The sequence below is a fragment of the Microbispora sp. NPDC046933 genome (assembly GCF_040644635.1).
Classification (GTDB): domain Bacteria; phylum Actinomycetota; class Actinomycetes; order Streptosporangiales; family Streptosporangiaceae; genus Microbispora.
Map to the genome: position 1 here is coordinate 34,310 of NZ_JBEYWW010000013.1, position 26,152 is coordinate 60,461.

General features: G+C 70.2%; 15 protein-coding genes. All 15 read right to left on the minus strand.

Going from position 1 to position 26,152, the window contains the following annotated elements; all coding sequences use genetic code 11:
- Window positions 1–79: 79 nt before the first annotated feature.
- Window positions 80–2,179, minus strand: a complete 2,100-nt coding sequence (gene fusA, locus ABZ857_RS19000; protein WP_357044545.1) for an elongation factor G — start codon at window positions 2,177–2,179, stop codon at window positions 80–82.
- Window positions 2,180–2,212: 33 nt separating this feature from the next.
- Window positions 2,213–2,683: a 30S ribosomal protein S7 gene (gene rpsG / locus ABZ857_RS19005; RefSeq protein ID WP_142616379.1), complete on the minus strand. Its 471-nt coding sequence runs from the start codon at window positions 2,681–2,683 to the stop codon at window positions 2,213–2,215.
- Window position 2,684: 1 nt separating this feature from the next.
- Window positions 2,685–3,059, minus strand: a complete 375-nt coding sequence (gene rpsL, locus ABZ857_RS19010) for a 30S ribosomal protein S12 (RefSeq protein WP_030508316.1) — start codon at window positions 3,057–3,059, stop codon at window positions 2,685–2,687.
- Between the two features lie 581 nt (window positions 3,060–3,640).
- Window positions 3,641–7,516, minus strand: a complete 3,876-nt coding sequence (locus ABZ857_RS19015; RefSeq protein WP_357044547.1) for a DNA-directed RNA polymerase subunit beta' — start codon at window positions 7,514–7,516, stop codon at window positions 3,641–3,643.
- Between the two features lie 19 nt (window positions 7,517–7,535).
- Window positions 7,536–11,015 (minus strand): DNA-directed RNA polymerase subunit beta, encoded by a 3,480-nt coding sequence (gene rpoB / locus ABZ857_RS19020; RefSeq protein WP_357044549.1) that lies wholly within the window; start codon window positions 11,013–11,015, stop codon window positions 7,536–7,538.
- Window positions 11,016–11,443: 428 nt separating this feature from the next.
- A complete protein-coding gene (locus tag ABZ857_RS19025) occupies window positions 11,444–11,950 on the minus strand; it encodes a hypothetical protein (RefSeq protein WP_357044551.1) in 507 nt (168 codons plus the stop codon).
- Window positions 11,947–12,516: a hypothetical protein gene (locus ABZ857_RS19030; RefSeq protein WP_357044553.1), complete on the minus strand. Its 570-nt coding sequence runs from the start codon at window positions 12,514–12,516 to the stop codon at window positions 11,947–11,949. The genes ABZ857_RS19025 and ABZ857_RS19030 overlap by 4 nt, the downstream gene beginning before the upstream one ends.
- Before the next feature lie 67 nt (window positions 12,517–12,583).
- On the minus strand, window positions 12,584–13,510 hold the full coding sequence (locus ABZ857_RS19035) for an acyl-CoA thioester hydrolase/BAAT C-terminal domain-containing protein (protein ID WP_357044555.1): 927 nt from the start codon (window positions 13,508–13,510) through the stop codon (window positions 12,584–12,586).
- Window positions 13,511–13,626: 116 nt separating this feature from the next.
- Complete coding sequence (locus ABZ857_RS19040) at window positions 13,627–15,183, minus strand: SagB/ThcOx family dehydrogenase (protein WP_357044557.1); 1,557 nt, start codon at window positions 15,181–15,183, stop codon at window positions 13,627–13,629.
- 5 nt (window positions 15,184–15,188) lie between these two features.
- Window positions 15,189–16,283, minus strand: coding sequence for a thiopeptide maturation pyridine synthase (locus ABZ857_RS19045; protein WP_357044559.1), 1,095 nt, complete (start codon window positions 16,281–16,283; stop codon window positions 15,189–15,191).
- 89 nt (window positions 16,284–16,372) lie between these two features.
- Window positions 16,373–17,374: a lantibiotic dehydratase C-terminal domain-containing protein gene (locus tag ABZ857_RS19050; RefSeq protein ID WP_357044561.1), complete on the minus strand. Its 1,002-nt coding sequence runs from the start codon at window positions 17,372–17,374 to the stop codon at window positions 16,373–16,375.
- A complete protein-coding gene (locus ABZ857_RS19055) occupies window positions 17,367–20,018 on the minus strand; it encodes a lantibiotic dehydratase (RefSeq protein ID WP_357044563.1) in 2,652 nt (883 codons plus the stop codon). Before ABZ857_RS19055 ends, ABZ857_RS19050 begins: the two co-directional genes overlap by 8 nt.
- A 113-nt stretch (window positions 20,019–20,131) precedes the next feature.
- Entirely contained in the window at window positions 20,132–21,715 is a 1,584-nt protein-coding gene (locus ABZ857_RS19060; RefSeq protein ID WP_357044565.1) for a SagB family peptide dehydrogenase, read from the minus strand.
- A gap of 17 nt (window positions 21,716–21,732) precedes the next feature.
- Window positions 21,733–23,742, minus strand: coding sequence for a TOMM precursor leader peptide-binding protein (locus ABZ857_RS19065; RefSeq protein WP_357044567.1), 2,010 nt, complete (start codon window positions 23,740–23,742; stop codon window positions 21,733–21,735).
- A complete protein-coding gene (locus tag ABZ857_RS19070; protein WP_357044569.1) occupies window positions 23,742–25,799 on the minus strand; it encodes a TOMM precursor leader peptide-binding protein in 2,058 nt (685 codons plus the stop codon). Before ABZ857_RS19070 ends, ABZ857_RS19065 begins: the two co-directional genes overlap by 1 nt.
- Window positions 25,800–26,152 lie beyond the last annotated feature (353 nt).

Here is a 26,152-nt window from a genome sequence, read left to right on the forward strand (position 1 = left end):
ACCGAGCGGAACTGCTCGTCCCGAGCCCTCTGGCGACGGGGCGACGATCTCTACGACGCCCCGCCACAGCGGTGCGGAACTATTCGCCCCGAGCCTTCGCGACGATCTCCTTGGCGATGCCCGGAGGCACCTCCGCGTAGGAGTCGAACAGCATGCTGTAGACGGCTCGGCCCTGGGTCCTGCTTCGCAGGTCGCCCACGTACCCGAACATTTCTGACAGCGGGACGAGGGCCCGGATGACCTTGGCCCCGGTCCGGTCTTCCATCGCCTGGATCTGCCCGCGACGACCGTTCAGGTCGCCGATGACGTCGCCCATGTAGTCCTCGGGCGTGGTGACCTCGACGGCCATCATCGGCTCGAGGAGCACGGGGTCGGCCTTGCGGGCGGCCTCCTTGAAAGCCATCGACCCGGCGATCTTGAAAGCCATTTCGGACGAGTCGACCTCGTGGAAGGCGCCGTCCTGCAGGGTGACCTTGACGCCGACCATCGGGTAGCCGGCCAGCACGCCGAACTCGGCGGCCTCCTGGCAGCCCGCGTCCACCGACGGGATGTACTCCCGCGGGATGCGGCCACCGGTCACCTTGTTCTCGAACTCGTAACCGTCGTTGCCCTCGCCCAGCGGCTCCAGGTCGATGATGACGCGACCGAACTGACCGGAACCACCGGTCTGCTTCTTGTGCGTGTACTCGACCTTCTCCACCTTGCGGCGGACGGTCTCGCGGTAGGCGACCTGCGGGCGGCCGACGTTCGCCTCGACCTTGAACTCGCGGCGCATCCGGTCGACGATGATCTCCAGGTGGAGCTCGCCCATACCCCAGATGACCGTCTGCCCGGTCTCCTCGTCACGGCGGACCTGGAAGGACGGGTCCTCCTCGGCCAGCCGCTGGATCGCGGTCGAGAGCTTCTCCTGGTCGCCCTTGGTCTTGGGCTCGATCGCCACGTTGATGACCGGGGCCGGGAACGTCATGGACTCCAGCACGACCTGGTTCGCCGGGTCGCAGAGGGTGTCACCGGTGGTGGTGTCCTTCAGGCCCATGACGGCGACGATCTGACCAGCCACCGCGGACGGGCGCTCCTCGCGCTTGTTCGCGTGCATCTGGTAGATCTTGCCGATCCGCTCCTTCTTGCCCTTCACCGAGTTGATCACGGTGGTGCCGGCCTCGAGCGTTCCGGAGTAGAGCCGGATGTAGGTGAGCTTGCCCAGGTGCGGGTCGCTCATGATCTTGAAGGCCAGGGCCGCGAACGGCTCGTTCGGGTCGGCGTGACGCTCGACGACCTGCTCCTCGTTGCCCACCGCGTGGCCCTTGAAGGCCGGGATGTCGGTGGGGGCGGGGAGGTAGGCGACGATCGCGTCGAGCAGGGGCTGCACGCCCTTGTTCTTGAACGCCGTGCCGCACAGGACCGGGTTGAGCGCACCGCTGATGGTCGCGCGCCGGATGGCGGCGACGAGCTGCTCCTCGGTGGGCTCGGTGCCCTCGAGGAAGAGCTCCATGAGCTCGTCGTCGTTCTCGGCGACGGTCTCGACGAGCTTGTCGCGCCACTCACGGGCCGCGTCGGCGTGGTCGGCCGGGATGTCGACGGTGTCGTACATCTCGCCCTTGGCCGCCTCGGCGCTCCAGAGCAGGCCCTTCATCTTCACCAGGTCGATGACGCCCTTGAAGTCGGCCTCGACGCCCCAGGGGAGCTGGACGACCAGCGGGGTCGCGCCCAGGCGGGACACGATCATGTCCACGCAGCGGTGGAACTCCGCGCCGACCCGGTCCATCTTGTTGACGAAGCAGATGCGGGGCACGCCGTAGCGGTCGGCCTGACGCCACACCGTCTCCGACTGCGGCTCGACGCCGGCGACGCCGTCGAACACCGCGACGGCGCCGTCGAGAACGCGGAGCGAGCGCTCCACCTCGACGGTGAAGTCCACGTGACCCGGAGTGTCGATGATGTTGATCGTGTGATCAAGCCAGCTACAGGTGGTCGCGGCGGAGGTGATGGTGATGCCGCGCTCCTGCTCCTGCTCCATCCAGTCCATGGTGGCAGCGCCCTCATGGACTTCACCCAGCTTGTAGTTGATGCCGGTGTAGAACAGGATGCGCTCAGTCGTCGTGGTCTTGCCCGCGTCGATATGGGCCATGATCCCGATGTTTCGGACCCTGGCCAGGTCAAGAGCGGTCGTGGTGGCCACTTCTTCGCGTCCTTAACTCGTCGTCGGTGCTCACTACCAGCGGTAGTGGGCGAAGGCCTTGTTGGACTCGGCCATCTTGTGCGTGTCCTCGCGCCGCTTGACGCTGGCGCCGAGGCCGTTGCTCGCGTCGAGCAGCTCGTTCATGAGCCGCTCGGTCATGGTCTTCTCACGGCGCGCGCGGGAGTACTGGACGATCCACCGCAGGGCCAGCGTGGTGCTGCGCGAGGCCTTGACCTCGACCGGCACCTGGTAGGTGGCGCCACCGACGCGGCGGCTCTTCACCTCGAGCGTCGGGCGGACGTTGTCGAGAGCGCGCTTGAGGGTGACGACCGGGTCGTTGCCGGTCTTCTCCCTGCAGCCCTCGAGGGCGCCGTAGACGATCGACTGCGCGAGGGAGCGCTTGCCGTCCAGGAGAACCTTGTTGATGAGCGCGGTGACCAGCGGCGAGTTGTGCACCGGGTCAGCGACCAGCTGGCGGCGGCCAGGGGAACCCTTGCGCGGCATGTCAGCTCTTCTCCTTCTTAGCGCCGTAACGGCTGCGGGCCTGCTTGCGGTTGCGGACGGCCTGGGTGTCCAGCGAACCACGGATGATCTTGTAGCGAACACCCGGCAGGTCCTTCACACGACCACCACGCACGAGCACCATCGAGTGCTCCTGGAGGTTGTGGCCCACCCCGGGGATGTAAGCCGTGACCTCGATGCCGTTGGTGAGCCGAACACGGGCCACCTTGCGCAGCGCCGAGTTGGGCTTCTTGGGGGTCGTCGTGTAAACGCGGGTGCAAACGCCACGCCGCTGCGGGCTCCCCTTGAGGGCAGGAGTCTTGGTCTTGCTGACCTTGTCCTGCCGGCCCTTTCGGACCAACTGCTGAATGGTGGGCACCGCGTCTCCGTTTCGTGCCTAGCCGGTGATACGTAGGACCCGATCGAGGTGGCGATGCCGCCTCTCACAGGCTCGCAGGTACTGCCGGTGTCATGACCTGCTGGTTTTCCATCCCCTTCGACCCCCGCGCTCGGGCGTGTCGCGCTCTAGTCGCATCACACCCGGGCGGACCCGGTCGATCTGGAGGAATCACACGGCGCCCCCCACACGCCTCTCTTATCGAGAAGCGGCATTTGAGCGCACGCGTGCGAGCCCACAGACGGGCACGAACGTAAAGCCTACCCGCCCCCGTACAACACGTCAAAACAGAGGAGGACGCCCCGGAGGGACGTGCCCCGCTGTCTCGACGTGCCGCTGCGCCGACGGCCCAAGCCGGACCGCCGAAGGACTCGGCCCCCCATCATACCGCCCCCACGAGCGGCTTCTCACGGTTTCCGCACCGTCCCCACCCGGCGTCGCGCGCCCGGCCCGCCCTCCGGCTCGCTCCAGAAGACTCGGACAGCGGAAAGCGGCCCGGAGCGGGATGCCCCGGGCCGCTTCCGTACGTCCCCGCCGCGGCGATCGCTCACCGCGGCGACCTGTCAACGGCCGTACTGGCCGAAGTCGTACTCCTCCAGCGGGACGGCCTCGCCGCTGCCCGAGCCGAAGGTGTAGTCCGCCGCCGAGCCGTCGTAGCCGCCGACCGTGTACATCGCGGCCTTGGCCTCCTCGGTCGGCTCCACCCGGATGTTGCGGTACTGGGGCATGCCCGTACCGGCCGGGATGAGCTTACCGATGATGACGTTCTCCTTGAGGCCGAGCAGCGAGTCCGACTTGGCGTGGATCGCCGCGTCGGTGAGGACTCGCGTCGTCTCCTGGAAGGACGCCGCCGACAGCCACGACTCCGTGGCCAGCGAGGCCTTGGTGATGCCCATCAGGACCGGACGGCCGGAGGCCGGCTGGCCGCCCTCCGCCACGGTCTGACGGTTGATCGCCTCGAAGCGCGGCCGCTCGACCAGCTCACCGGGCAGCAGCTCGGTGTCGCCGGACTCCAGCACGTTCACGCGCTTGAGCATCTGCCGGACGATGACCTCGATGTGCTTGTCGTGGATCGACACACCCTGCGAGCGGTAGACCTGCTGCACCTCGTCCACCAGGTGGAGCTGGACGGCACGCGGGCCGAGGATCCGCAGGACCTCGTTGGGGTTGCGCGCACCGGCGACCAGGAGCTGGCCGACGTCCACGCGCTGCCCCTCCGAGACCAGCAGCCGCGACCGCATCGACACCGGGTAGGCGACCTCGTCGGAGCCGTCGTCCGGAGTGATGACGATCTTGCGGGTCTTGTCGGTCTCGTCGATCCGGACCCGGCCGGCGACCTCGCTGATCGGAGCCACACCCTTGGGGATGCGGGCCTCGAACAGCTCCTGGACACGCGGCAGACCGTGGGTGATGTCGGCGCCCGCCACACCACCGGTGTGGAAGGTACGCATGGTCAGCTGGGTGCCGGGCTCACCGATCGACTGGGCCGCGATGATGCCGACGGCCTCACCGACGTCCACCAGCTTGCCGGTGGCCAGCGAACGGCCGTAGCAGGTCGCGCAGACACCGATCTTGGCCTCGCAGACGAGCGTGCTGCGGGTCCTGACCGTCTCGATGCCGGCGTTGACCAGCGCCGTCACCACGTCGTCGTTGATGTCGACGCCCGCCGACGCGACGAGCTTGCCGTCCACCTCGACGTCCTCGGCCAGGATGCGGCCGTGCACGTTGCTCTCGGCGTTCTCGGCCTTGACCAGGTTGCCCTGGGAGTCGCGCTCGCCGACGTGCAGCGGGACGGCCCGGTCGGTGCCGCAGTCGATCTCGCGCACGATGACGTCCTGCGCGACGTCGACCAGACGACGGGTCAGGTAACCGGAGTCGGCGGTCCGCAGAGCGGTGTCCGCCAGACCCTTCCGCTGGCCGTGGGTCGAGATGAAGTACTCCAGCACCGACAGGCCCTCGCGGAAGGAGGACTTGATCGGCCGCGGGATCGTCTCACCCTTGGTGTTGGACACCAGGCCGCGGATGCCGGCGATCTGCCGGACCTGCATGCGGTTACCGCGGGCGCCGGAGTTGACCATCATCCAGACCGGGTTGGTCGCCGGGAACGCGTTGACCATGTCGGTCTCGACGTCCGCCGTCGCGTGGGTCCAGATCTCGATGAGCTCCTGACGGCGCTCCTCGTCGGTGATCAGACCGCGGTCGTACTCCCGCTGGACCTTGTCGGCCCGCCTCTCGTACGACTCCATGATCTCGGCCTTGTTCGGCGGCGCCACGACGTCCTCGATGGAGATCGTGACACCGGCGCGGGTGGCCCAGTAGAAGCCGGCGTCCTTCAGCGAGTCGAGCGCGTTGGCCACCTCCACCTTCGGGTACCGCTCGGCCAGCTCGTTGACGATCGCCGAGAGCTGCTTCTTGCCGACCTGGTAGTTCACGAAGGGGTAGTTGGCGGGCAGCGTCTGGTTGAACAGGCACCGGCCCAGCGTGGTCTCCAGCCGGATCGGGTCGCCGGACTCCCAGCCCTCAGGGGCCTCCCAGCCGCGCGGCGGCGGGACGTCCTTGAGCCGCACGTGGACCTTGGCCTGGATGTCCAGCTCGTGGCGGTCGAAGGCCATGAGAGCCTCCGACACCGTGGCGAACACCCGGCCCTCGCCGAGGCCACCCTCCTTCTGGGTGGTCAGCCAGTACAGACCGATGACCATGTCCTGGGTGGGCATCGTCACCGGCTTGCCGTCCGCCGGCTTGAGGATGTTGTTGGTGGACAGCATCAGGATCCGGGCCTCGGCCTGGGCCTCGGCCGACAGCGGCAGGTGCACCGCCATCTGGTCGCCGTCGAAGTCCGCGTTGAACGCGGTGCAGACGAGCGGGTGGATCTGGATGGCCTTGCCCTCCACGAGCTGCGGCTCGAAGGCCTGGATGCCCAGGCGGTGCAGGGTGGGCGCGCGGTTGAGCAGCACCGGGTGCTCGGTGATGACCTCTTCCAGCACGTCCCACACGACCGGCTTGGACCGCTCGACCATCCGCTTGGCGGACTTGATGTTCTGCGCGTGGTTGAGGTCGACCAGGCGCTTCATCACGAACGGCTTGAACAGCTCCAGCGCCATCTGCTTGGGCAGGCCGCACTGGTGGAGCTTGAGCTGCGGGCCGACGACGATGACCGAACGGCCGGAGTAGTCCACGCGCTTGCCGAGCAGGTTCTGCCGGAAACGACCCTGCTTACCCTTCAGCATGTCGCTGAGGGACTTCAGCGGACGGTTGCCGGGGCCCGTGACCGGGCGGCCGCGGCGGCCGTTGTCGAACAGGGCGTCGACGGCCTCCTGGAGCATCCGCTTCTCGTTGTTCACGATGATCTCGGGCGCGCCGAGGTCGAGCAGACGCTTGAGGCGGTTGTTCCGGTTGATGACCCGGCGGTACAGGTCGTTCAGGTCCGAGGTGGCGAAGCGGCCACCGTCGAGCTGGACCATCGGCCGCAGGTCCGGCGGGATCACCGGAATGCAGTCGAGGACCATGCCGCTCGGCGAGTTGCGGGTGTTGAGGAACGCCGCGACGACCTTGAGCCGCTTGAGGGCGCGGGCCTTCTTCTGGCCCTTGCCGCTGCGGATGGTCTCCCGCAGGTTCTCCGCCTCGGCCTCCAGGTCGAAGCTGGCCAGCCGCTCCTGGATGGCCTGGGCGCCCATGCCGCCGCGGAAGTAGCGGCCGAACCGGTCGCGCATCTCGCGGTAGAGCAGCTCGTCGCCCTCCAGGTCCTGGACCTTGAGGTTCTTGAAGCGGCTCCAGACCTCCTCGAGCCGGTCCAGCTCGCGCTGGGCCCGGTCGCGGAGCTGGCGCATCTCGCGGTCGGCGCCCTCACGCACCTTGCGGCGGGCGTCGCCCTTGGCGCCGGTGGCCTCCAGCTCGGCCAGGTCCGCCTCGAGCTTCTTCTGGCGGGCCTCGATGTCGGCGTCACGGCGCTGCTCGATGTGCTGCCGCTCGACGGAGATCTTCGCCTCCAGCGACGGCAGGTCACGGTCACGCATCTCCGTGTCGACATGCGTGATCATGTACGCCGCGAAGTAGATGACCTTCTCCAGGTCCTTCGGGGCCAGGTCGAGCAGGTAACCGAGGCGCGACGGGACGCCCTTGAAGTACCAGATGTGGGTGACCGGAGCGGCCAGCTCGATGTGGCCCATCCGCTCGCGGCGCACCTTGGCGCGCGTGACCTCGACGCCACAGCGCTCACAGATGATGCCCTTGAAGCGGACGCGCTTGTACTTGCCGCAGTAGCACTCCCAGTCCCGGGTCGGACCGAAGATCTTCTCGCAGAAGAGCCCGTCCTTCTCCGGCTTGAGGGTCCGGTAGTTGATGGTCTCCGGCTTCTTCACCTCGCCGTGCGACCACTGCCTGATGTCGTCGGCGGTCGCGAGGCCGATGCGCAGCTCGTCGAAGAAGTTGACGTCGAGCACTAGATAATCCCCTTTTGAATCAGACCTCGTCGACGGTCATCGCGCCCTCGTGGGGACGCCGGGACAGGTCGATGCCAAGCTCCTCCGCCGCGCGGAACACGTCCTCGTCGGTGTCCCTCATCTCGATCGACATGCCGTCGCTGGAGAGGACCTCGACGTTCAGGCAGAGCGACTGCATCTCCTTGATGAGGACCTTGAAGGACTCGGGAATTCCCGCCTCGGGGATGTTCTCGCCCTTGACGATGGCCTCGTAGACCTTCACCCGGCCCAGGACGTCGTCGGACTTGATCGTCAGCAGCTCCTGCAGCGCGTAGGCCGCGCCGTAGGCCTCCAGCGCCCACACCTCCATCTCGCCGAAGCGCTGGCCGCCGAACTGCGCCTTACCACCCAGCGGCTGCTGGGTGATCATCGAGTACGGGCCGGTCGAGCGAGCGTGGATCTTGTCGTCGACCAGGTGCAGCAGCTTCAGGATGTAGATGTAGCCGACCGAGATCGGGTGCGGGAACGGCTCGCCGGAGCGGCCGTCGAACAGCCGCGCCTTGCCGTTCTCCCCCACCATGCGGGAGCCGTCCCGGTTGACCAGGGTGTTGCTGAGCAGGCCGACGATCTCCTCCTCGTGGGCGCCGTCGAACACCGGCGTGGCGACCTTGGTCCAGGGCTCGACCCTGTCCATGTCCTTCTCACGCAGGCGCTCGGCCCAGGCCTCCTCGAGGCCGGAGACGTCCCATCCGCGGGCGGCGATCCACCCGAGATGTGTCTCCAGCACCTGGCCGACGTTCATCCGGCCGGGCACGCCCAGCGGGTTGAGGACGATGTCGACCGGGGTGCCGTCCTCCAGGAACGGCATGTCCTCCACCGGCAGGATCTTGGAGATGACGCCCTTGTTGCCGTGACGGCCGGCGAGCTTGTCACCATCGGTGATCTTGCGCTTCTGCGCCACGTAGACGCGCACCAGCTCGTTGACGCCCGGAGGAAGCTCGTCGCCCTCCTCACGGCTGAACACGCGCACCCCGATGACCTTGCCCGACTCGCCGTGCGGCACCTTGAGCGAGGTGTCGCGGACCTCGCGCGCCTTCTCACCGAAGATCGCCCGCAGCAGCCGCTCCTCCGGCGTCAGCTCCGTCTCGCCCTTCGGGGTGACCTTGCCGACCAGGATGTCGCCGGTCACCACCTCGGCGCCGATCCGGATGATGCCGCGCTCGTCGAGGTCGGCCAGGGCGTCCTCGGAGGCGTTGGGGATGTCGCGGGTGATCTCCTCGGGGCCCAGCTTGGTGTCGCGGGCGTCGACCTCGTGCTCCTCGATGTGGATCGAGGACAGCACGTCGTCCTGCACCAGGCGCTGGGACAGGATGATCGCGTCCTCGTAGTTGTGGCCCTCCCACGGCATGAACGCCACCAGCAGGTTCTTACCGAGCGCCATCTCACCGTTGTCGGTGCACGGGCCGTCGGCGACGACCTGACCCTGCTCGACCCGGTCGCCCTCGGCGACGATCGGCTTCTGGTTGAAGCAGGTGCCCTGGTTCGACCGCTTGAACTTCGCCACCCGGTAGGTCGTCCGCGTGCCGTCGTCGTTCATCACCGTGATGTAGTCGGCCGAGACCTCCTCCACCACACCGGCCTTCTCGGCCGAGATCACGTCACCGGCGTCGGTCGCGGCGCGATACTCCATGCCGGTCCCGACCAGCGGCGCCTCGCTCTTGAGCAGGGGCACCGACTGACGCTGCATGTTCGAACCCATGAGCGCGCGGTTGGCGTCGTCGTGCTCGAGGAAGGGGATCATGGCGGTCGCGACCGACACCATCTGGCGCGGCGAGACGTCCATGTAGTCGACCTCGGACGGGTGGACGGCCTCGAACTCGCCGCCCTTGCGGCGGGCGAGCACGCGGGTCTCGGCGAAGCTGCCGTCGGCGTTCAGGGCCGTGTTGGCCTGCGCCACGACGTGCCGGTCCTCCTCATCCGCGGTCAGGTAGTCGATCTCGTCGGTGACCCGGCCGTCGACGACGCGGCGGTACGGGGTCTCGACGAAGCCGAACGAGTTGACCCGCCCGAAGGAGGACAGCGAGCCGATCAGACCGATGTTCGGGCCTTCCGGCGTCTCGATCGGGCACATCCGGCCGTAGTGCGAGGGGTGCACGTCGCGGACCTCGAAGCCGGCCCGCTCACGGGACAGACCGCCGGGGCCGAGGGCCGAAAGACGCCGCTTGTGGGTCAGGCCGGCCAGCGGGTTGGTCTGGTCCATGAACTGCGACAGCTGCGAGGTGCCGAAGAACTCCCGGATCGACGCGGTCACCGGGCGGACGTTGATCAGGGTCTGCGGCGTGATCGCCTCGACGTCCTGCGTGGTCATCCGCTCGCGCACCACGCGCTCCATGCGGGCCAGGCCCAGGCGGACCTGGTTCTGGATGAGCTCGCCCACCGTGCGCAGACGGCGGTTGCCGAAGTGGTCGATGTCGTCGGTCTCGACGATCGCGACACGGCCGTTGGCCCCGGCCATCGTCTCCTCGCCGGCGTGCAGCCGGACGAGGTATTCGATGGTGGCAACGACGTCTTCCTCGGTGAGGGTGCCCTGGGTGATGTCCGAGTCCACCCCCAGCTTCTTGTTGATCTTGTAGCGGCCCACCTTCGCCAGGTCGTACCGCTTCGGGTTGAAGTACAGGTTCTCCAGCAACGCCTGCGCCGACTCCTTGGTCGGCGGCTCACCCGGACGCAACTTGCGGTAGATGTCCAGCAGCGCGTCCTCCTGGCCGGAGGTGTGGTCCTTCTCCAGCGTCGCCCGCATCGACTCGTACTGCCCGAAACGCTCCAGAATCTGGTCGTTGGTCCAGCCGAGCGCCTTGAGCAGCACGGTGACGGGCTGCTTGCGCTTACGGTCGATCCGCACACCGACGCTGTCGCGCTTGTCGATCTCGAACTCCAGCCACGCGCCCCGCGAGGGGATCACCCGGCAGCCGAACAGATCCTTGTCGGAGGTCTTGTCGACCGAACGGTCGAAGTAGACACCCGGCGAGCGGACCAGCTGGGAGACCACGACACGCTCGGTGCCGTTGATGATGAACGTGCCCTTCGAGGTCATGAGCGGGAAGTCGCCCATGAACACCGTCTGGCTCTTGATCTCACCTGTGGTGTTATTGATGAACTCCGCCGTCACGAACAGCGAGGCGGAATAGGTCATGTCCTTGTCTTTGCACTCCTCGACCGAGTGCTTGGGCGGCTCGAACCTGTGGTCCCGGAACGACAGGGACATGGTTCCGGAGAAGTCCTCGATGGGACTGATCTCCTCGAAGATCTCTTCGAGACCGGATTGGGTCGGAGTGTCCTTGCGCCCGGCCTGACGAGCCGCCTCAACCCGGGCCTTCCAGCGTTCGTTGCCCACCAGCCAGTCAAAGGACTCGGTCTGCAGGGCGAGAAGGTCGGGAACTTCGAGCGGCTCCTCGATTCGTGCGAACGACACGGTACGGGGACCGGCGGGTACGGCGGAGGCGTTGCGCGAGGCTGCCAACAGATGTCCTTCCGAGGGCTCGCGGACTGACTACACGCACGCCAGACGACCAGGACCAGGAGTAACGCGGTTACTCAGAGAAGCGGTCGTCAAAGGGCAGCGCAAAGGGGCAGTGTAGCCGATTGGCATACACCTGTCCACTCCGCTCTCGCTCTGCGCTCCACGTTGGTGGCAGCATCACCCGCCAGCGCCGAAACGTCAAGCCCGAGAGCCGACATTTCGCCTAACCGACAGGCGTCATGCTGGGTTTTTCCGCCCTCGCGACCGCGCGAACGCCCGGGGTCCAGTCCCTACCCGGGACCGGAGACGGGTAACGCTCAGTCACGCGAACGGCCCAACGCTGACCATGCGCCAACGCCGCTGTGCCCTGGATACCCACCCGCAGGCCGGGCCCAAACCTCTTCTTTGCTAACAATTTAGCCACGGGCTCAGGGGACGGGCGTGTCCCCCAGGAGCGTGGACAGCCGGGAGGCCCGCCAGCCGTCGCCCTGCGTCACCATCACCAGACGCGCCCTGCCCTGGCTGACCTGCTGCTTCGCCGTCTCCTGCCCCGGGCCGGACCGGGTCGTGACCATGTTCACGAACAGCAGCACCCGGACCTCGCGGGGCGTCGCCGACTCCACGCCGGCGGCGGCCACCACCGCCTGCTGGACGGTCCGCCGCTCGCGCGCCTGCGGCCCGAGCGTCGCCCCGAGCCTCCGGTAGTGCTCCGCCAGCCGCCCCGTGGCGTGCGCGCCCGCCCTCGCCATGTCCCGGTCGATCGTACGGTAGTCGTACGACAACATGTCGGGGGCGTAGGCCCGTGCGGCGGCGAGCGCCTCGGCGGCGGCCCTTTCGCCCCCCTGCAGACGCCGCAGATCCAGGAACATGGTCACCACCGCGACCGCGAGCGCGGCGGCCGCGAGCACCGGCAGGGCCCTCAGCGCCCACCTCACTGGACGAGCTCCGAACGCGACACGAGCCAGAGCCCGGAGGCTCTGGTGACCTCCATGCGCCAGCGGTAGAAGCGCTCCTCGGGCGGGGTCTTCCTGCCGTCCTCCCAATGGACCACGGCATCGGCGACGATCAGCACCTGCGCCGTGCGCCGGTCGCCGCTCATGGACGCCAGCGCGGCCCCGCGGAGGACCCCCGTCTGCACCACCTTGTTCTTCAGGGCGGCGGCCTTCAGCGCGTCCCTGCCCCTGTCGTACTCCTCGCGTTCGGGGCCTGCCGAAGTGGCGAGCACCCGTTTGATGTCGTCGTCGACCGTGCGGTGGTCGAGCGACAGCAGGCTCACGGCGTGCGCCGCCGCGGCGCGGACCGCCGCCTGCCGGTCGGCCGCCAGCTCTTCCTCCCCGCTCACCGCCCCCCTGAGCCAGTAGGCCGTCCCCGCCAGCACGACGACGGACACGGCCAGCAGGATCGTCAGCGGCGCCCGGGAAGACCGAGGAGCCCGCGAGGCGTCGGCCATGCCCATCCTCCCGTCGATCGGCTCCCGCACCGGGGCGGTCGGCCGGATCATAACCCGGCCCGCCCCGCCCGCAGGGGCGCTGTGACGCGGGGATCTGGACGCGCCCGGCCCGGGCCTGTCAGGCCGCCGCCCTCAGGGCCGTGCGCAGGAAGGAGACCACGGTGGGCCAGGCGTCCCTGCTCGCCGCCTCGTCGGGCTCCCTGCCGCCCCCCATGAGGATCGGCCCGAACCGGTGCCCGCCGGGGCCGTACATCGTCCCGGGCACGCCGATCAGATGTCCCGCCTCGGCGTAGTGGAGGTGCCGGTATGGGAAGGGATGCCCGTAATCGGCCAGCCTCCTCATCACGGCCTCGGCGAAGTCGCCCGACGGCCAGAGCCGGTCGGCGCCGCCGCTCAGGAGCAGCACGGGGCCGTTGATCTTCTCGACCGCTATGGCGGCCGCGGCCACGGCCTCCCGCTGCCCCATCGCGCGTTCGAAGAAGGGCCGGAAGGCCACGGGCTCGCCCCTGAGGAACGACAGGAACACCGCCCCCTCGGCCGCGGTCGGTCTCGCGGCGGGTACGAAGGGCACCGGCCGTCCCCCGAGGGTCCACGAGGAGCGGGGAGCCGACGGCATGGCGGCGGGGTCCGCGGGGGTCGCCTGCCAGACCACGCCGCTGGCCACGTACGCCGCCACCGCGCCGATCGCGTCGGGGTAGGTCGAGGCGAGGAGCAGGGCCAGCTCGCCGCCCCGGGACCGGCCGAGGACGCCGAGCCGCCGCCGGTCGACCTCCTCCCGGCCCCTCAGCCACTCGATGACGCCCGCGAAGTACTCGAGGGGGATCTCGACCAGGTGCCGTGGCAGGGGATCCACGCCGAAGTACGCCGTGGCCATCGCGGCGAAGCCCTCGCCCGCCAGGGCCGCGGCGGCCCGCTCCGGCACGCCCCCTTCGGATCCGCCGAGGACGATCACCGTGGGGTGGGGTCCCTCGGACGGAGGGCTGAAGAGCACCCCGACCAGTCCCTTCTCCCTGACCTCCGTCCGACGCGGCCCGGTGGAACCCATCGCCGTCACCTCATCCGTCTCCGTGTCCGTCTCCGTGTCCGTCTCCGTGTCCGTCTCCGTGTCCGTCTCCGTGTCCGTCTCCGTGTCCGTCTCTCCGTGTCCGTCTCTCCCCGCGGCTACAGGCACTCGTGCTCGTAGTAGTCCCCGGGCTCCCTGCCGCCGCCGATCATGATCTGGATCAGGCTGGTCAGCGGGCCGTCCTCCAGTCCCAGGAGCCTGTTGGTCTGGCGCACGCTGTAGCCGAGGTTGGCGTGGCACTTCAGCCCCAGGGCCGCCGACGCCAGATAGAGCCGCTGCAGCAGGATGCCCGCCTCCATGTTCTGGATCCGGTACCACCGGTCCCCGTACGTGCCGAGCCCGCTCTCGTAGGCCGCCACCGGATAGACGCACAGGCTCGTGTGGGACAGGTTGAACAGCCGCACCAGCAGGCTGGCCTGCAGCTCGTCGCCGATCTCCGCGTCGCGGATCTGCTCCAGGGCGTGCGTCCGCGGCCGGTAGCAGTAGACGCCGGGCCGCAGGCCCGACACGTGGTTGACGGCGCAGAACAGCAACGTGCTGCCGGGCCCGTCGCCGATGTCACTGGAGTAGCCGCCGGCGGTGGCGCCGAGCAGATCCGCGAGCTCGTCGAGGCTCAGCTCCCGCCGTTCGAAGTAGCCCATCGACGACCGCCTGCGCCGCAGCCCGGCGAGCAGGTCCGCCCGGCGTTCCGGCAGCGGGACGGACCGCAGCGACCGTACGGGACCGGGGACGACGACGGGAGCGGCATGGCCGAGGGCGGCGGGGTCCGTCATCCGCGCGGCCCGGTGCAACCGGGCCGGCAGCGGAAAGGCCTCCAGTGACCAGGTCTCCCCGCTCCCCGAGGTGCCCGCCGCCGGGACCGGCTCGGGCGCCACGGTCGCGGGTTCCGCCGGCAGCGGGCCGCCGGTGCGCCGGCCGGTGTCGACCGTGATCGCCACGTAGACGCTCTCCCGTCCGGGGTCGAGCCCCAGGAGGCCGTCGAGGTCGTCGTCCAGGAAGCGGTAGCGGACCCGGACCCGGCGTTCGTACCGGCCGGTCACCGCCAGGGTCTGGCCGATCAGCGCGCCCAGGTCGAGGCCGCAGAGCCGGTAGCTCAGCTCGCCGTACTTGAAGGCGTTCTTCCAGAAGAAGACGCTCAGGAGCAGGGTGAGCCGCGGCGCCTCCCCGGCCGGAAGGCCCAGGGCCCGCGCCAGGGCGAGCCGGTGGTCTCCGGTGCGGAGCGTCACCAGCGCGTGATGGGCCGGGTCGTAGTGGTGGACGCCGGTCGGCAGGCACTCGCCGGGCCCGGCCACCACGTACAGCTCACCCGGGAAACGCGCGCCTCCCGAGGGCACGGGCCTGAGGGTGTTCATCGCCAGCCCCCGATATCCGGACGGGGCCGCCGAGCCCCGGGTGCCCACGATCCACCGCAGCGCGTCGGACGCCGTCCACCGCTGCCGGGTGAGCCCGTACACGTCGGCCAGCAACTGCCCGGCCTGCTCGAACCCCCACACCGATCCCGGGGCGGCGCGCGGCCGATCGTAGCCGAGCGGCGTTCTCGGCAACCCCCGGTCGTACAGCTTGAACTGGCGCGGGGCGCCGGCCCAGTCCACCTCGTCGGGGATGGGGAGGTTCTCCCCGACCTCCACGTAACGCCGGCCGAGGCCGCCCTCCACGCCGCTCACCACGAGCCCGCCGGCTGTGCCACGAAGTCGTCGGCGCGGACGCCGAAGTAATCCTCCACGGTGGCGGCGGCCAGGTAGCAGAGCACGAACCGCTCGAACGGCCGGATGCCGATCCGGTTGAGGTGCAGATACATGTAGTTGAGGGCCAGCCGGAAGCCGAGGAATCCCGGATCCTCGCGCATCGTCGCGAGCAGGGCGCCGTTGCCCTGCAACAGCCGGTGGAAGGTGCTGTGCCGCAGCAGGTCGGCCCCCCAGGTCCGGCCCGTCTCCCGATCTTCGCCCCCGCCGAAGGCGATCTCGCCGGAGGCGATGAGGGGCTCGGCCCGCCTCCTGAAGTCGCCCAGCCTGGAGACCCAGTCGACGACGAACGGGACCGTCTCGCGCCCGTCGTCGAGCGTCTCGAGCACCGCCCGCAGCCTGTCCCGCAGACCTTCCGCCTGGGACCGGTACTTCTCCTCGCACGCCGCGCGCCGGGCCTCCGGGTCGGCCGCCTGGACGATGAAGCCCTCGGAATGGGATCGGTAGGAGATGAACCCGCGCCGGATGTCGGGCCACATGGCGTGCGCGGTGGCGAACATCAGGTCGAGGGCCAGGACGAGGCGGTTGTCACCGGCCCGCACCCGGTCCAGCATCAGGAAGGCCGTCTCGTTGGTCTCGTGGTAGAAGTCCTCGAGCAGCCGCGCGGCCGCCTCGCTGCCGAGGACGCCGACACGCCGGTCGTACGGCTCGTATCGCACGCTGTTGTCCGGGAACAGGGGCGTGAGCGGTCCCGTCTCCCGTTCCTGGACCGCGAGCGCCTGATGGGCGGCCAGCAGCTCCGCCGCGTCCACCCTGGCCGTCGAGGGGGACCGCGCCAGGTACGCCTCCGTGTGGCGCTCGATTTCCGGGCGTACGAGGTCCCGGAAGGAGGGCTCGTCCGTCAGGACGCACAGGCGCACGTGCGGCCCGTGCAGCCAGTGCCGGACGAAGAAGAGCCGCGACACTGCGGGCGCCACGGCCCGGAAGACCGGCCGGACGCAGTCGAGGACGAGCCCGTCCTTGGGCTCCTCGTAATAGAAGATCTGCGCGCTGTGCCATTGCTTCGCGCTCATGAATCGCCTTCCCTGTGAGGTCGCCTGTGAGGTTGCCGTGAGGTCGCCGTGAGGTCGCCGTGAGGTCGCCGTGAGGTTCCGTGCCGTGCCTACGGCGGGCCCACCGGCCTGCCGGCGTCCGTGACGACCCGCCACAGCAGGTACATCAGGTAGGCCTCCTCGGTGAGCGAGATGCCGAGCCGGTTGTTGTTCATGTGGGAGCACAGCAGCAGGACGCTCCGCAGGCCCGGGTGCTCCTCCTCGTCCCGCCCTCCGGACAGCAGGGGCTCGCCGGGCCGGAACAGGCCGTCCCGTTCCAGACGGAGCAGGCCGTCCCGCAGGGCGCCCACCGAACGCGCCCACCGTGCGGCGGGGGCGCCGGAGTCCGCCGTCGCGCCGTCGCGGACCATCGCGGCGAGCCCGTCCACCAGGTGGTGCAGATGGTCGCGCTGACGCCGGAACCGCTCCTCGAACGCGGTTTCCTCCAGGCGGGGGTCGCCGAACGCGAGCTTGCTCCCCCAGTCCCCCCGGCCCGCCGTGAAGAAGGCGGCGAGCCCGCCGGGAGTGGCCTCGCCGACCGCCGCGCAGAGGAACATCATCGCGAGGGCCTGGCCGGTCCGGTGGTCGCGGCCCCTCCCCGAGGCGATCACGTCGAGCGCGATGCCGGTGGACTCGGCGAAGTGGCGCTCCACCGTCTCCAGCGCGGCGGCCGTCCCTCCGTAGCGCCCGTATTCGCGCTCGTACGGCACCCACCGGATGGAGTTGTTCGGCTGGAGGGGCTCGATCTCGCCCTGCCCCCGTTCCCTGCGTGCGAGCGGCCCGGCGACCCGCAGGTAGCCCTCCTGTTCCACCACGGCCGTCGACGGGTGCTTCGCGAGGAACAGCCCGACGTGCTCGGCGACCCGCCGGGAGACCTCGGCCGGGTCGGCGCCGGCCGCCGGCCGCAGCCGCAGCCTCAGGTGCGGTCCCCCCTGCCAGTGCCGTACGAAGAACCGGCCGTCGATCGCCCCGCTCGCGGCCAGTTCCGCGGCGAGGGGCCGTACCACGCCCTCGATGAGCGCGTCCAGGTCGTCGTGGTAGTAGATGTGCGCGCTGAGCCAGGTGTTATCCATCGCCCTCCCTCCGGCCGGTGAGCTCGACGACGAACTCGCTCGCGTACGAGCCCCGTCCGTCCCGTACGACCAGGTCCGACGGGCCGGGAAGCATCTCCTCGAAGACGATGAGGCGGTCGGGCCCGCTCACCAGCTGGTCGAGCACGCGGAGGAAGAAGGGGCTCGAGAAGTCGACGTACAGGGGCTTGCGGGACTTCTCCAGCAGCCCGTCCAGCCGCGCCCTCGCGGAGCCGGCGCGCTCCCCCGCGAAGGCCCGGACGAAGCACCGCTCGGGGATCCCGTGCCGCTCCCGCCAGCGGCGCAGGGCGAGGAGGTGGTCCAGCGGCGACTGGCCCTTCTCCTGTCTCGGCACCCGCGCGGCGGGCACCGTCCACAGCGCCCGGTTCACGACGACGTCTCCCAGGCACAGCCGGGGGTGGCCGCGCACGTCCCCGGACTCCCGGTGGGCGCCGGCGGTCGCGAGCTGCTTGACGAACTCGAACCGGGGCACCGCCTGCCCGAACATCTGGATGAGGAACCGGTAGGCGGCGGGCAGCAGGAACTCGACCATCAGCCCGAGGTGCACCGGCGTGATCTCCTCCCCCCGGCTCTTGGACATGAGGCGGAGGCGTCCCGCGGTGGGGTCGTGCACGACGAGCAGGTCGTTCATGGGGATGCGCCGGTCGCGCGGGCGGGCGCTCACCGTGCCCGGATAGTGGATCTCGCAGGAGGTGAGCGGGTGCTTCAGGTTGAGGTTCGACCCCGTCGCTCCGGCGATCTCGGCGTGCCGGCCGTCCGGCTCCTCCCACCGGGAGTGCTCGAAGGCGCCGCCGCCGCACATCTCGTCGAGCCTCAGCAGGCGCGCCCGGCTTCGGCCGAAGCCCGTGGTGAGCTCGTTGACGACCGCCTCGGTGCGGCCGCCGCGGTCGGCGACCTGACAGTAGAAGGCCATCGACTCGATGGGCCGCACGACGTCCGGGAGCCCGGCGACGAAGTCCCGCAGCCGCTCCCTGTCGATGCGGCGCCTGCCCTCCCCGTCGACCGGTGCCGCGGCCACCTGGCGGACGATCTCCCGCTGGAGACGGGCCACGTCGTCCAGCGGCCCCAGCCCGGTCGCGGGCACGGGGAACGGCTCCTCGTAGCAGGTCAGCAGGTCGGCCCCGCTGATCCGGTAGCCGGGCCGCCACCCGGGCGGCTCCTTGGTCTCCGCGCAGAAGTCCCGGTAGAAGTCCATCAGGCTTCTGACGGCGCCGGTGCCGTAGTGGTCCTCGAAGAAGGCCGCGGCGGCCAGCCGCCCGGGCAGGAAGCGGTCGTACAGCCCGGCGAGGCGGCGCAGGAGGTCGAGGTCCTCCAGCAGGCCCTCGAACGAGGCCTCCGACCACCGGATGTCCGCGCCGCGGATCAGGCTGTCCTCGTAGAAGGGGTTCTTCGGGACCTCCTCCCCATCCGGGTTCCAGCCGAGTCCGCGGTAGATCTCGTCGAGGTCGCGCCGGACGACGCCCGCCAGCCGGAACCGCTCGGAGGGGTCGTCCGCCCGGGGGTAGGCCTCCAGATCCGCCCGCAGCCGGGCGAGCAGGCCCCGCATGTGCGCGACCTCGCCGTCCGGGAACGGTTCGAGGGCCGCCACGAGCCGCCCCAGCGGGTCGGGGTCGCCGTCCGGGATGCCGAAGCCCGTCTCCAGCAGCCCGATCTCGATGAGCTTGTCGAGGAACCGGGCGATCTCCTCGGCGTGGCCCTCCTCATCCGGGCCGGCGAGGCGGGCGACCACACCCCCGTACGTGCGGTCCGGCCCGTCGCGCACCTCGTCGAGGACCCGGCGGATCGCGGGGCCGGCGGCGAGCTCCAGGATCGCCTCGTCTCCCTGGCTGCCGAGGAAGCGCAGCACCCTGCCGTCGTCCTGGAGGCTGCCGTTGATCTCCAGGGTCAGATGCGGGCGGATCGGCGGCCGGCGCGCGAGTGCCCGGCGGATCTGCCGCAGCGTGAACGCGTGCGGTTCCACGACGCTCACCCGGGAGAACTCCGGCGAGCTGCGCACCGCCCGGTCTCCGTCCGCGGACCAGCGTCCCTCCGCGCTGCCGGTGAAGGTGCTGTACGGGCTGGTCTTCGCCGCCATGCGGGACAGGTACTTGACCAGCCTGCGCTCCAGCTGCCGGTCCTCGCGCGGCTCGCCCTCCGCCGCCAGCCACTTCACCAGCTCCGAGTAGAGGTCCCTGCTGGCGAGCACGAGACCGCTCAGGAACGCCGGATCGCCCGCGGCCTCCCTGAGCTCGCGCCGCTTGCGCCGGGACTCGTCGGCCAGCTCCGTCCGGGCCGCCGCGGTGAGCGCGGCCAGCCGCTCGGCCCGCGCGCACCACTCACCGATCTCCGCCGCCGGCCCCTCGGGGACCTCCCGCAGCAGGTCCTCGTCCGGCCTGCCTCCCCTGGGCATCCGGCCCTGGAAGAGGTCCCGGCGCAACGCGATCAGGCGCCGCCTCCGCTCCCTGTCCTCGGTCCGCCCGATCACGTCGTGGAGCGGGTCGGACAGGGCGGCCCCGCGCTCGGCGAGCCACCGCTCGATCTCCACGATCTCGTCGGCCAGCCGTGTCGTCCGGTCGAACCGCAGCCGGTCGAGGATCTCCATCGGCAGGCCGGCGACCCGGACCACGAAGGCCGGTGCGTGCTCCACTGTCGGACGGTGCTCCACTGTCGGACGGTGCTCCACTGTCGGACGGTGCTCCACTCTCGGACGGTGCTCCGCTGTCGTGCGGTGTGACGGCGCCACGGCGAACGACGACCCCTTCAGAACAGAATCGGGAGCCCGTACTGGACCCCCGGCCGGTTGTGTGCGACGGCCACCTGGAAGAGCGGCGTGAGACCGGACTCCTCGATCCCCAGCACCCTCTCGACCGTGGCCGCGTCGTACCCGTTGTGGATCCGCGCCGCCAGCCCGTACGCCCCGCTCATCACGCAGATCCGCTGGGCGACCAGTCCGGCCTCCATGTTGAGGATCCGGTAGGCGCGGTTGCCGAACGCGCGGCTCGCCGCGGGGTGGTCGCCGGCGACGTAGAGGACCATGTTCGACGCGCACAGGTTGAGGTTCGGCACGGCGATCGCGCCCTGCAGGGGCAGGGAGACGTCGCCGCTCCCGACGAGGTGGAGCCCTTCGTGCGCGGTGCAGTAGCGGTAGACGCCGGCGGGCACGTCCGCCACGTCGAGCACCACGACGTACAGGCGCAGGCCGGGCGCCGTGCCGAGGTCGGCGACGACCGGGCTCATCGCGTACCGCACGATCTCCCAGAACTCCTCCGTCGCCAGCGGCGCGGAGACCGGGTTGAACAGCACGTTGCCCGAGCACCGCGACCGCAGGGCCTCCGCCAGGTCCGTCCCGCGTGCCGTGGGCGGGCTCGGCGGCCGCAGCGCCGACGGTTCCGGGCAGGCGTCCGGCTCCGGGCCGCGCCGGCCGAACTCGCTCACGCCGCGGAGCAGGCAGTTGCCCGCGATGCTCGAGAACAGCTCGCCGTGGACGTGCTCGAAGCCCTCGGTCCGCGCGTACGGCGGGCTGATCGACGTGAGGGGGCCGGGGGGCGGGTTCCCCGGCTCCGGCCGCACCTCGTCCCGCCCCTCCCACGGATACAGGGGCACCGCCGCGAACAGGTTCTCCTCGGCGAGGTCCAGCCCCAGCAGCCCGCCCGCCCGCTCGTCCAGGAACTGGTAGTGGACGTGTCCCCGCAGCCCGAGAGCGCCCCCCACCATCAGCGCGTTGCCGACCGTCATCCCCGCCTCCTGCGAGCAGAGGCGGTAGGAGTAGGCGTGGTACTTGTAGGCGTTCTTCCAGAACAGCGAGGAGAACAGCAGCACGCACCGCGCACCGTCCAGATCGGCGCCGAGGACGTGCGACAGCTCCTCCCTGTGGTCGCCCTCCCGGAGGAGCTCCACCTGATGGTGGAGGGAGTCGTAGTGGTAGATCCCGGGGGGCAGAGCGCCGGTGCGCGGGATCCACACGTACAACTCCGTGGGGAACAGGCACCGCGCCGAGGGGACGAACCGGTGGAAGGGCCACACCGCGCCGGGGCCGACGTCCCGGCGCGAGAACCCGTACGTGTAGTAGAGGAGAGCCGACAGCAGACCGGCGTCGAACACGGGCTCGCCGGGCCCGCCGCCGGCCGCCTCGCGACGGAACTCCTCGAACGACCAGCGGGCGTCGCCGAGCCGGAGGGGCAGGCTCCGGCCCAGCTCAAACCGCGGCACGTCCCGGTAGACCTTGAACGGCGAGGGGGTGTGGCCGGTCCCCTTCTCGCTCAGCACCTCGGTGAAGAGGTCCCGCGCGTCGTAGAGAGTCGCCCGCATGTAGCGGGCGCCCGCGTCGCGATCCCAGTTGCCCATGTCAGCTCCGCCGTCCGTCAGGGGAAGGGGTGCGGGTGCGGGTTGACGTCCGCGTCGGTGAGCGGTCTGTCGGAGTAGCCGAGCTGCTGCGGCAGCCGGTGGAGCCGCTCGAATCCGGAGACGCGCCGCGCGTGGTGCCCGAACGTCATCGGCAGGCAGCCGGGGATGATCACCTTGACGCAGCGGAAGTCGGCCGCCGCGTGCTCCGGGGTGGTCTGGTCGACGACGATCACGTCCATGCCCGTGCCGAGATACCTCCCGACCACGTCCGTGAGGTCGTCGAGCAGATCGGCGTTCGCCGGCTTCCGGTAGTGGTCGGGGAACGCCTCCTCGAAGGACTGGCGGACCGCCGACCCGTAGAGGAAGCCGAAGCGGCCGAACACCTGCGGAGCCCCGTTGAGCAGGGCGTGGTCCTCCATGACGGCCACGGCGTACGGATCCTCCACCATCCGCTCGATGCGCTCCGCGCGGTCGCGGTAGTACTCCGGCGGCCTGCTGAGGAGGGGGGCCAGCTCCATGAGGGCGCTCCTGACCGCCTTCTCGGGGTTCAGGTGGGCGCCCGCCGCGCACAGGGCCTTCGGCAGGCCGGGCCGGTCGCGGCGGTCGACCGCCATCGCCCAGAAGGACGGGATCCCGTGTTCGAGGGTCGTGTTGAAGATCTCGATCTCGTATCCGGTGGCGCTCTCGATGCTCTCCACCACCAGCGGCACGGACCGGTCCCTGGCGGTGCGCGGGTCGACCCTCGGCACCGGCAGCCGGGCATACCAGGTCATCAGGAAGGCGTCCCGCTCGGCGACCTCGAATATGCCGTGCAGGATGGCCTCTTCCAGGCAGCCGCCGAGAGCGCACCCGTTGGAGATCTCGTAGACGAACGGGTGATCACGGGTGTTGCGGTAGACCGTCCCGTAGTAGGCGTAGTTCTCCGGTACGAGGATCGGCTCCCGCCGGCGGAAGGAGTATCCCCACACCCAGTTGAAGACCAGTTCGTCGTGGTAGCGGACGTAGTGGTTGCCCGGCAGGTCGTACTGCTCGTCGGTGTGCAGGCCGAGCGACTTCGGGTCGAGCGCCCGCGCGCCCAGCTCGGCGAAGCTCGCGCGCACCGTCGTCCGCTTGCCTCCCGGCTCGATGCCGCCGTACCGCTCCAGCGCCTCGGCGACCGCCGTGATCTGGCTCGTCCGGTAGTCGAGCTGGTGTCCGAAGCCCATCTCCGTACGGAAGGTCGCCCGCAGGCCCATCGGGGCGACGGCACCGGGGAAGATGTTGCGGCCCTCCTTGTGCACGGCGCGCAGCAGGCCGGCGTCGTCGTCCACGAAGAGATCGAACAGCCGGTCCTTCTCGCCGTCCAGAGACCTGACCCGGTGGCTGCCGGGGGACACCTTCGGCCGGGACCGCAGGCGCAGCTCGGCCGCCTGCCGGCTGTCGTCAGGGAGCCGCCCGCACCGGTCGCAGAGAGGATCGGGCAGGATCCGGTGGAGACGGCTGCGCAGCCCGTCCAGGGTGAGGCTGACCAACGCCCCCCGGGTGCGCATGCCCTCGCGCCCGCCGATGATGCGGGCGGCCTCCTCCGCGACGATCTCGCCCAGCACCCCGGCCGCGAACGGCGTCAGCCACATCCGCCCGATGGCCGAGACGCGATCGCCGTGCCGTTCGAGCAGCGTCGAGTAGTTCTCCAGGTCACTGCGCGCCCTGAGCCTGCGCGACTGCGCGCAGACGAGACACCCCGGTTCGTCCGGCAGCACGGCGGGGCCGACGACCGCCTTGCCCGGCTCGACGTGGACGGGCAGCAGCGGGACCCCCTCGCGCAGGCACAGGTCGTTGACCCGATGACGCAGCTCCTCGTCCATGCCGTCGGTTACCACAAGGACCAGCCCCAGACCCGCCGTGGCCACGCCCGGATCCCCGCCGGACAGCGGAACGATCTCGTGGTCACCGGCCAGCAGGTCGCGTGACGCCTCGTAGAGGAGCCCCTGCCCCGCCATCCCTATGCGTACGGTCTTTCGCGCGACCTTCGTCCCGCCCTCGGTCACTACTCATCCCCCGCGAGTACGACATTGACGATGTACGGCAGCACGGCCTTCAGCACCGGGTCGTGGTCCAAGGGGACCGCCACCGGGCGTCGCCCGGTCCGCTCCAGCCTCCGCGCCAGGAACTCCAGGGCCTGCGGCCAGTCCTCCGGCGCCGCGTACGCGGGGACCACGGACTTGGCGCCCCGGGACCCGGACGGCAGCGCGGGGACCGGGCGGGGAGCGTACGCCGGGTGGTCGTCGGCCCGTGCCTGGCAGTCCTGGACGGCCCGCTCCAGCGCCGACTCCAGCGCCCTCGGCACGCTCACGTCGGACGTGTAGGCGACCGTCCGCTCCCCGACGCAGGTGGCGAAGGTCGGCACCTCGAGCGGACCGGTCACGTCGTAGACGACGGCCCGCTGCCCGAGGATGTCGAGCATGCTCAGGTAGCGGCCCGCCTGCTCCGTGAGCGGGGCGGCCGCCAGGTCCACCGGCGGGAACGGCGTGACGGTCCGGCCCAGGTCCGCGATCGTGATCTCGGCGCACAGCGCCAGCAGCCCCCGGCTCACCGCTTCCTGCCAGCCGAAGCCGGAGGCCAGACCGGGAGCGGTGTCCTCTCCGGCCGCGGAGCCGTCCAGCACGGGGAACGCCAGGGCGGCGGGAACGCTCCGGGCCCGGCCGGTCAGCAGGTCGTAGCCCCATACGCGGCGCTCACCGCCATCGGCGGAGCTCGATGGAATCAGGTGCCGGCCGTCCGGCATGCCGGCCGCGTAGAGCTCACACGCCCTCCTGGTGGCACGCAGGCGGGCGGCGGTGAAATCGGCGGCCACCCCGAGGGCGGCCGGCGCCTCCCCGGCACACGTCGGATCGGACACCCTCACCTGCGACACCTTCAGCGGCAACTGCCCGAAGTCGTGCTCGTCGAGCGAGCCGAACAGCCCCGTGCGCTCGTCGAAGAGGGTGGCCACCTGCGTGGAGAACGTCTCCTCCTGGACATCCGCCCCCTCGGCCAGCCCCCGGACGCGCTCCAGGAACGCCTGCTCACCCGGCGGCTCGCTCTCGGCGTGGGCGCCGCAGAGCGGGTGGCGGAAGACCGGATGGCTTCGGCTGCCCAGGGTTTCGAGGTCGAGGCCGACGATCCGGCCCGCGGTCTCCAGGGGACCGGCACCCGTGACGTGCTTGAACATCTCGAAGCTCAGCTGGTTGGAGATCAGGGACGCGACCGGCCCCGCCAGGAACGGGTCGACGTCCGCGCCCGGATCGTCGGCGAACCCGGGGAGCGCCCCGTCGTTCGCGAGCAGGCGCAGCCAGGCGCACTCCCAGCAGCCCTCGCCCGCGTCCGGATGGACGAGCGGGCCGATCCACGCGTGCCCGCCCACCACCACGGCCTGGATGAAGGGCTTGCCCTCCGCCACGCAGACCCGGTTCAGCATGCGGGCGCGTCCGAGCATCGGCAGGTCGGTCACGTGGATGACGGCGTCGAAGGGCCGCAGGGCCTCCCTGAGGGAATCCTCGTCCGTCAGGTCGTCCGTACGGCTCTCGGCCAGCGACTGCCGGGGGTCGCGGCCGCGCGCGAGGTCGAGATACTGCGCGTGCCGGCCACTGTCGACGGGTAGTTCGGGGGTGATCGCGACCTCGGCCCTGGCCAGGCCGGAATGGAGGTTCGCCTGCACCAGCGCGGTCAGGGTGGCGCCGGAACCGATGGCGAGGACGCGCCTGCCGCGGTACCGCTCGAACCGGTGCGCGGCCGAGTCGGTGTAGTAGTCGATGAACGCTATCTCACTGGCGTAGGCCTTCTCCTCCTCCGCGTCCAGCGTGTGCGGAAGGTCGTCGGCCACGTCCTTGACCAGGCCCTTCTCGTACATGAAGGACACGAGAGCGGAGATCATCTGCTGCCTGTCGGGTGACAGGCCGTCGGTGATCTCCTCCAGGCTGTGCTCCCCGTTGAGGTACGGAGCCAGCTTGTCGACCCACTGGTAGACGTGCCGGCCCTGAAGCGTCACGGTCCCCCGGTTGCTGACGAAATAGACGCCGTCCGCGGAGGGGATGTAAAGGGTGTCGTTCCTGAGCTTCGGCTTCAATTTTTTCCGTTCGAATCGTCCAGGAATTGACGCACGACCGACCGCCGGGCGACAGAAGAACACCCGGTCCTCATTTGCGCACGCGGCGGTCGTATTCCTTCGCCATTCTCCGTTCCTCGAATTCCGGGCACGGCGGCAAAAGGCGTCCGCCATCCGGTGGCGGGCCGGCCCTGGCCCGCGAGGACAACGGTTACCCTGCGATGGAGAATTGCCGGCCGGCGATCGGCGCCGGCTTCCGGAAGTGAGGGACGGTACGGCAGGCGCGAAGCCCGCGAACAAGCCCACGAACCCCGTCACTACAGCTGTGAAGCCCGCAAACAAAGCCCCGTGAACCCCGTGAACGCAACCACAGC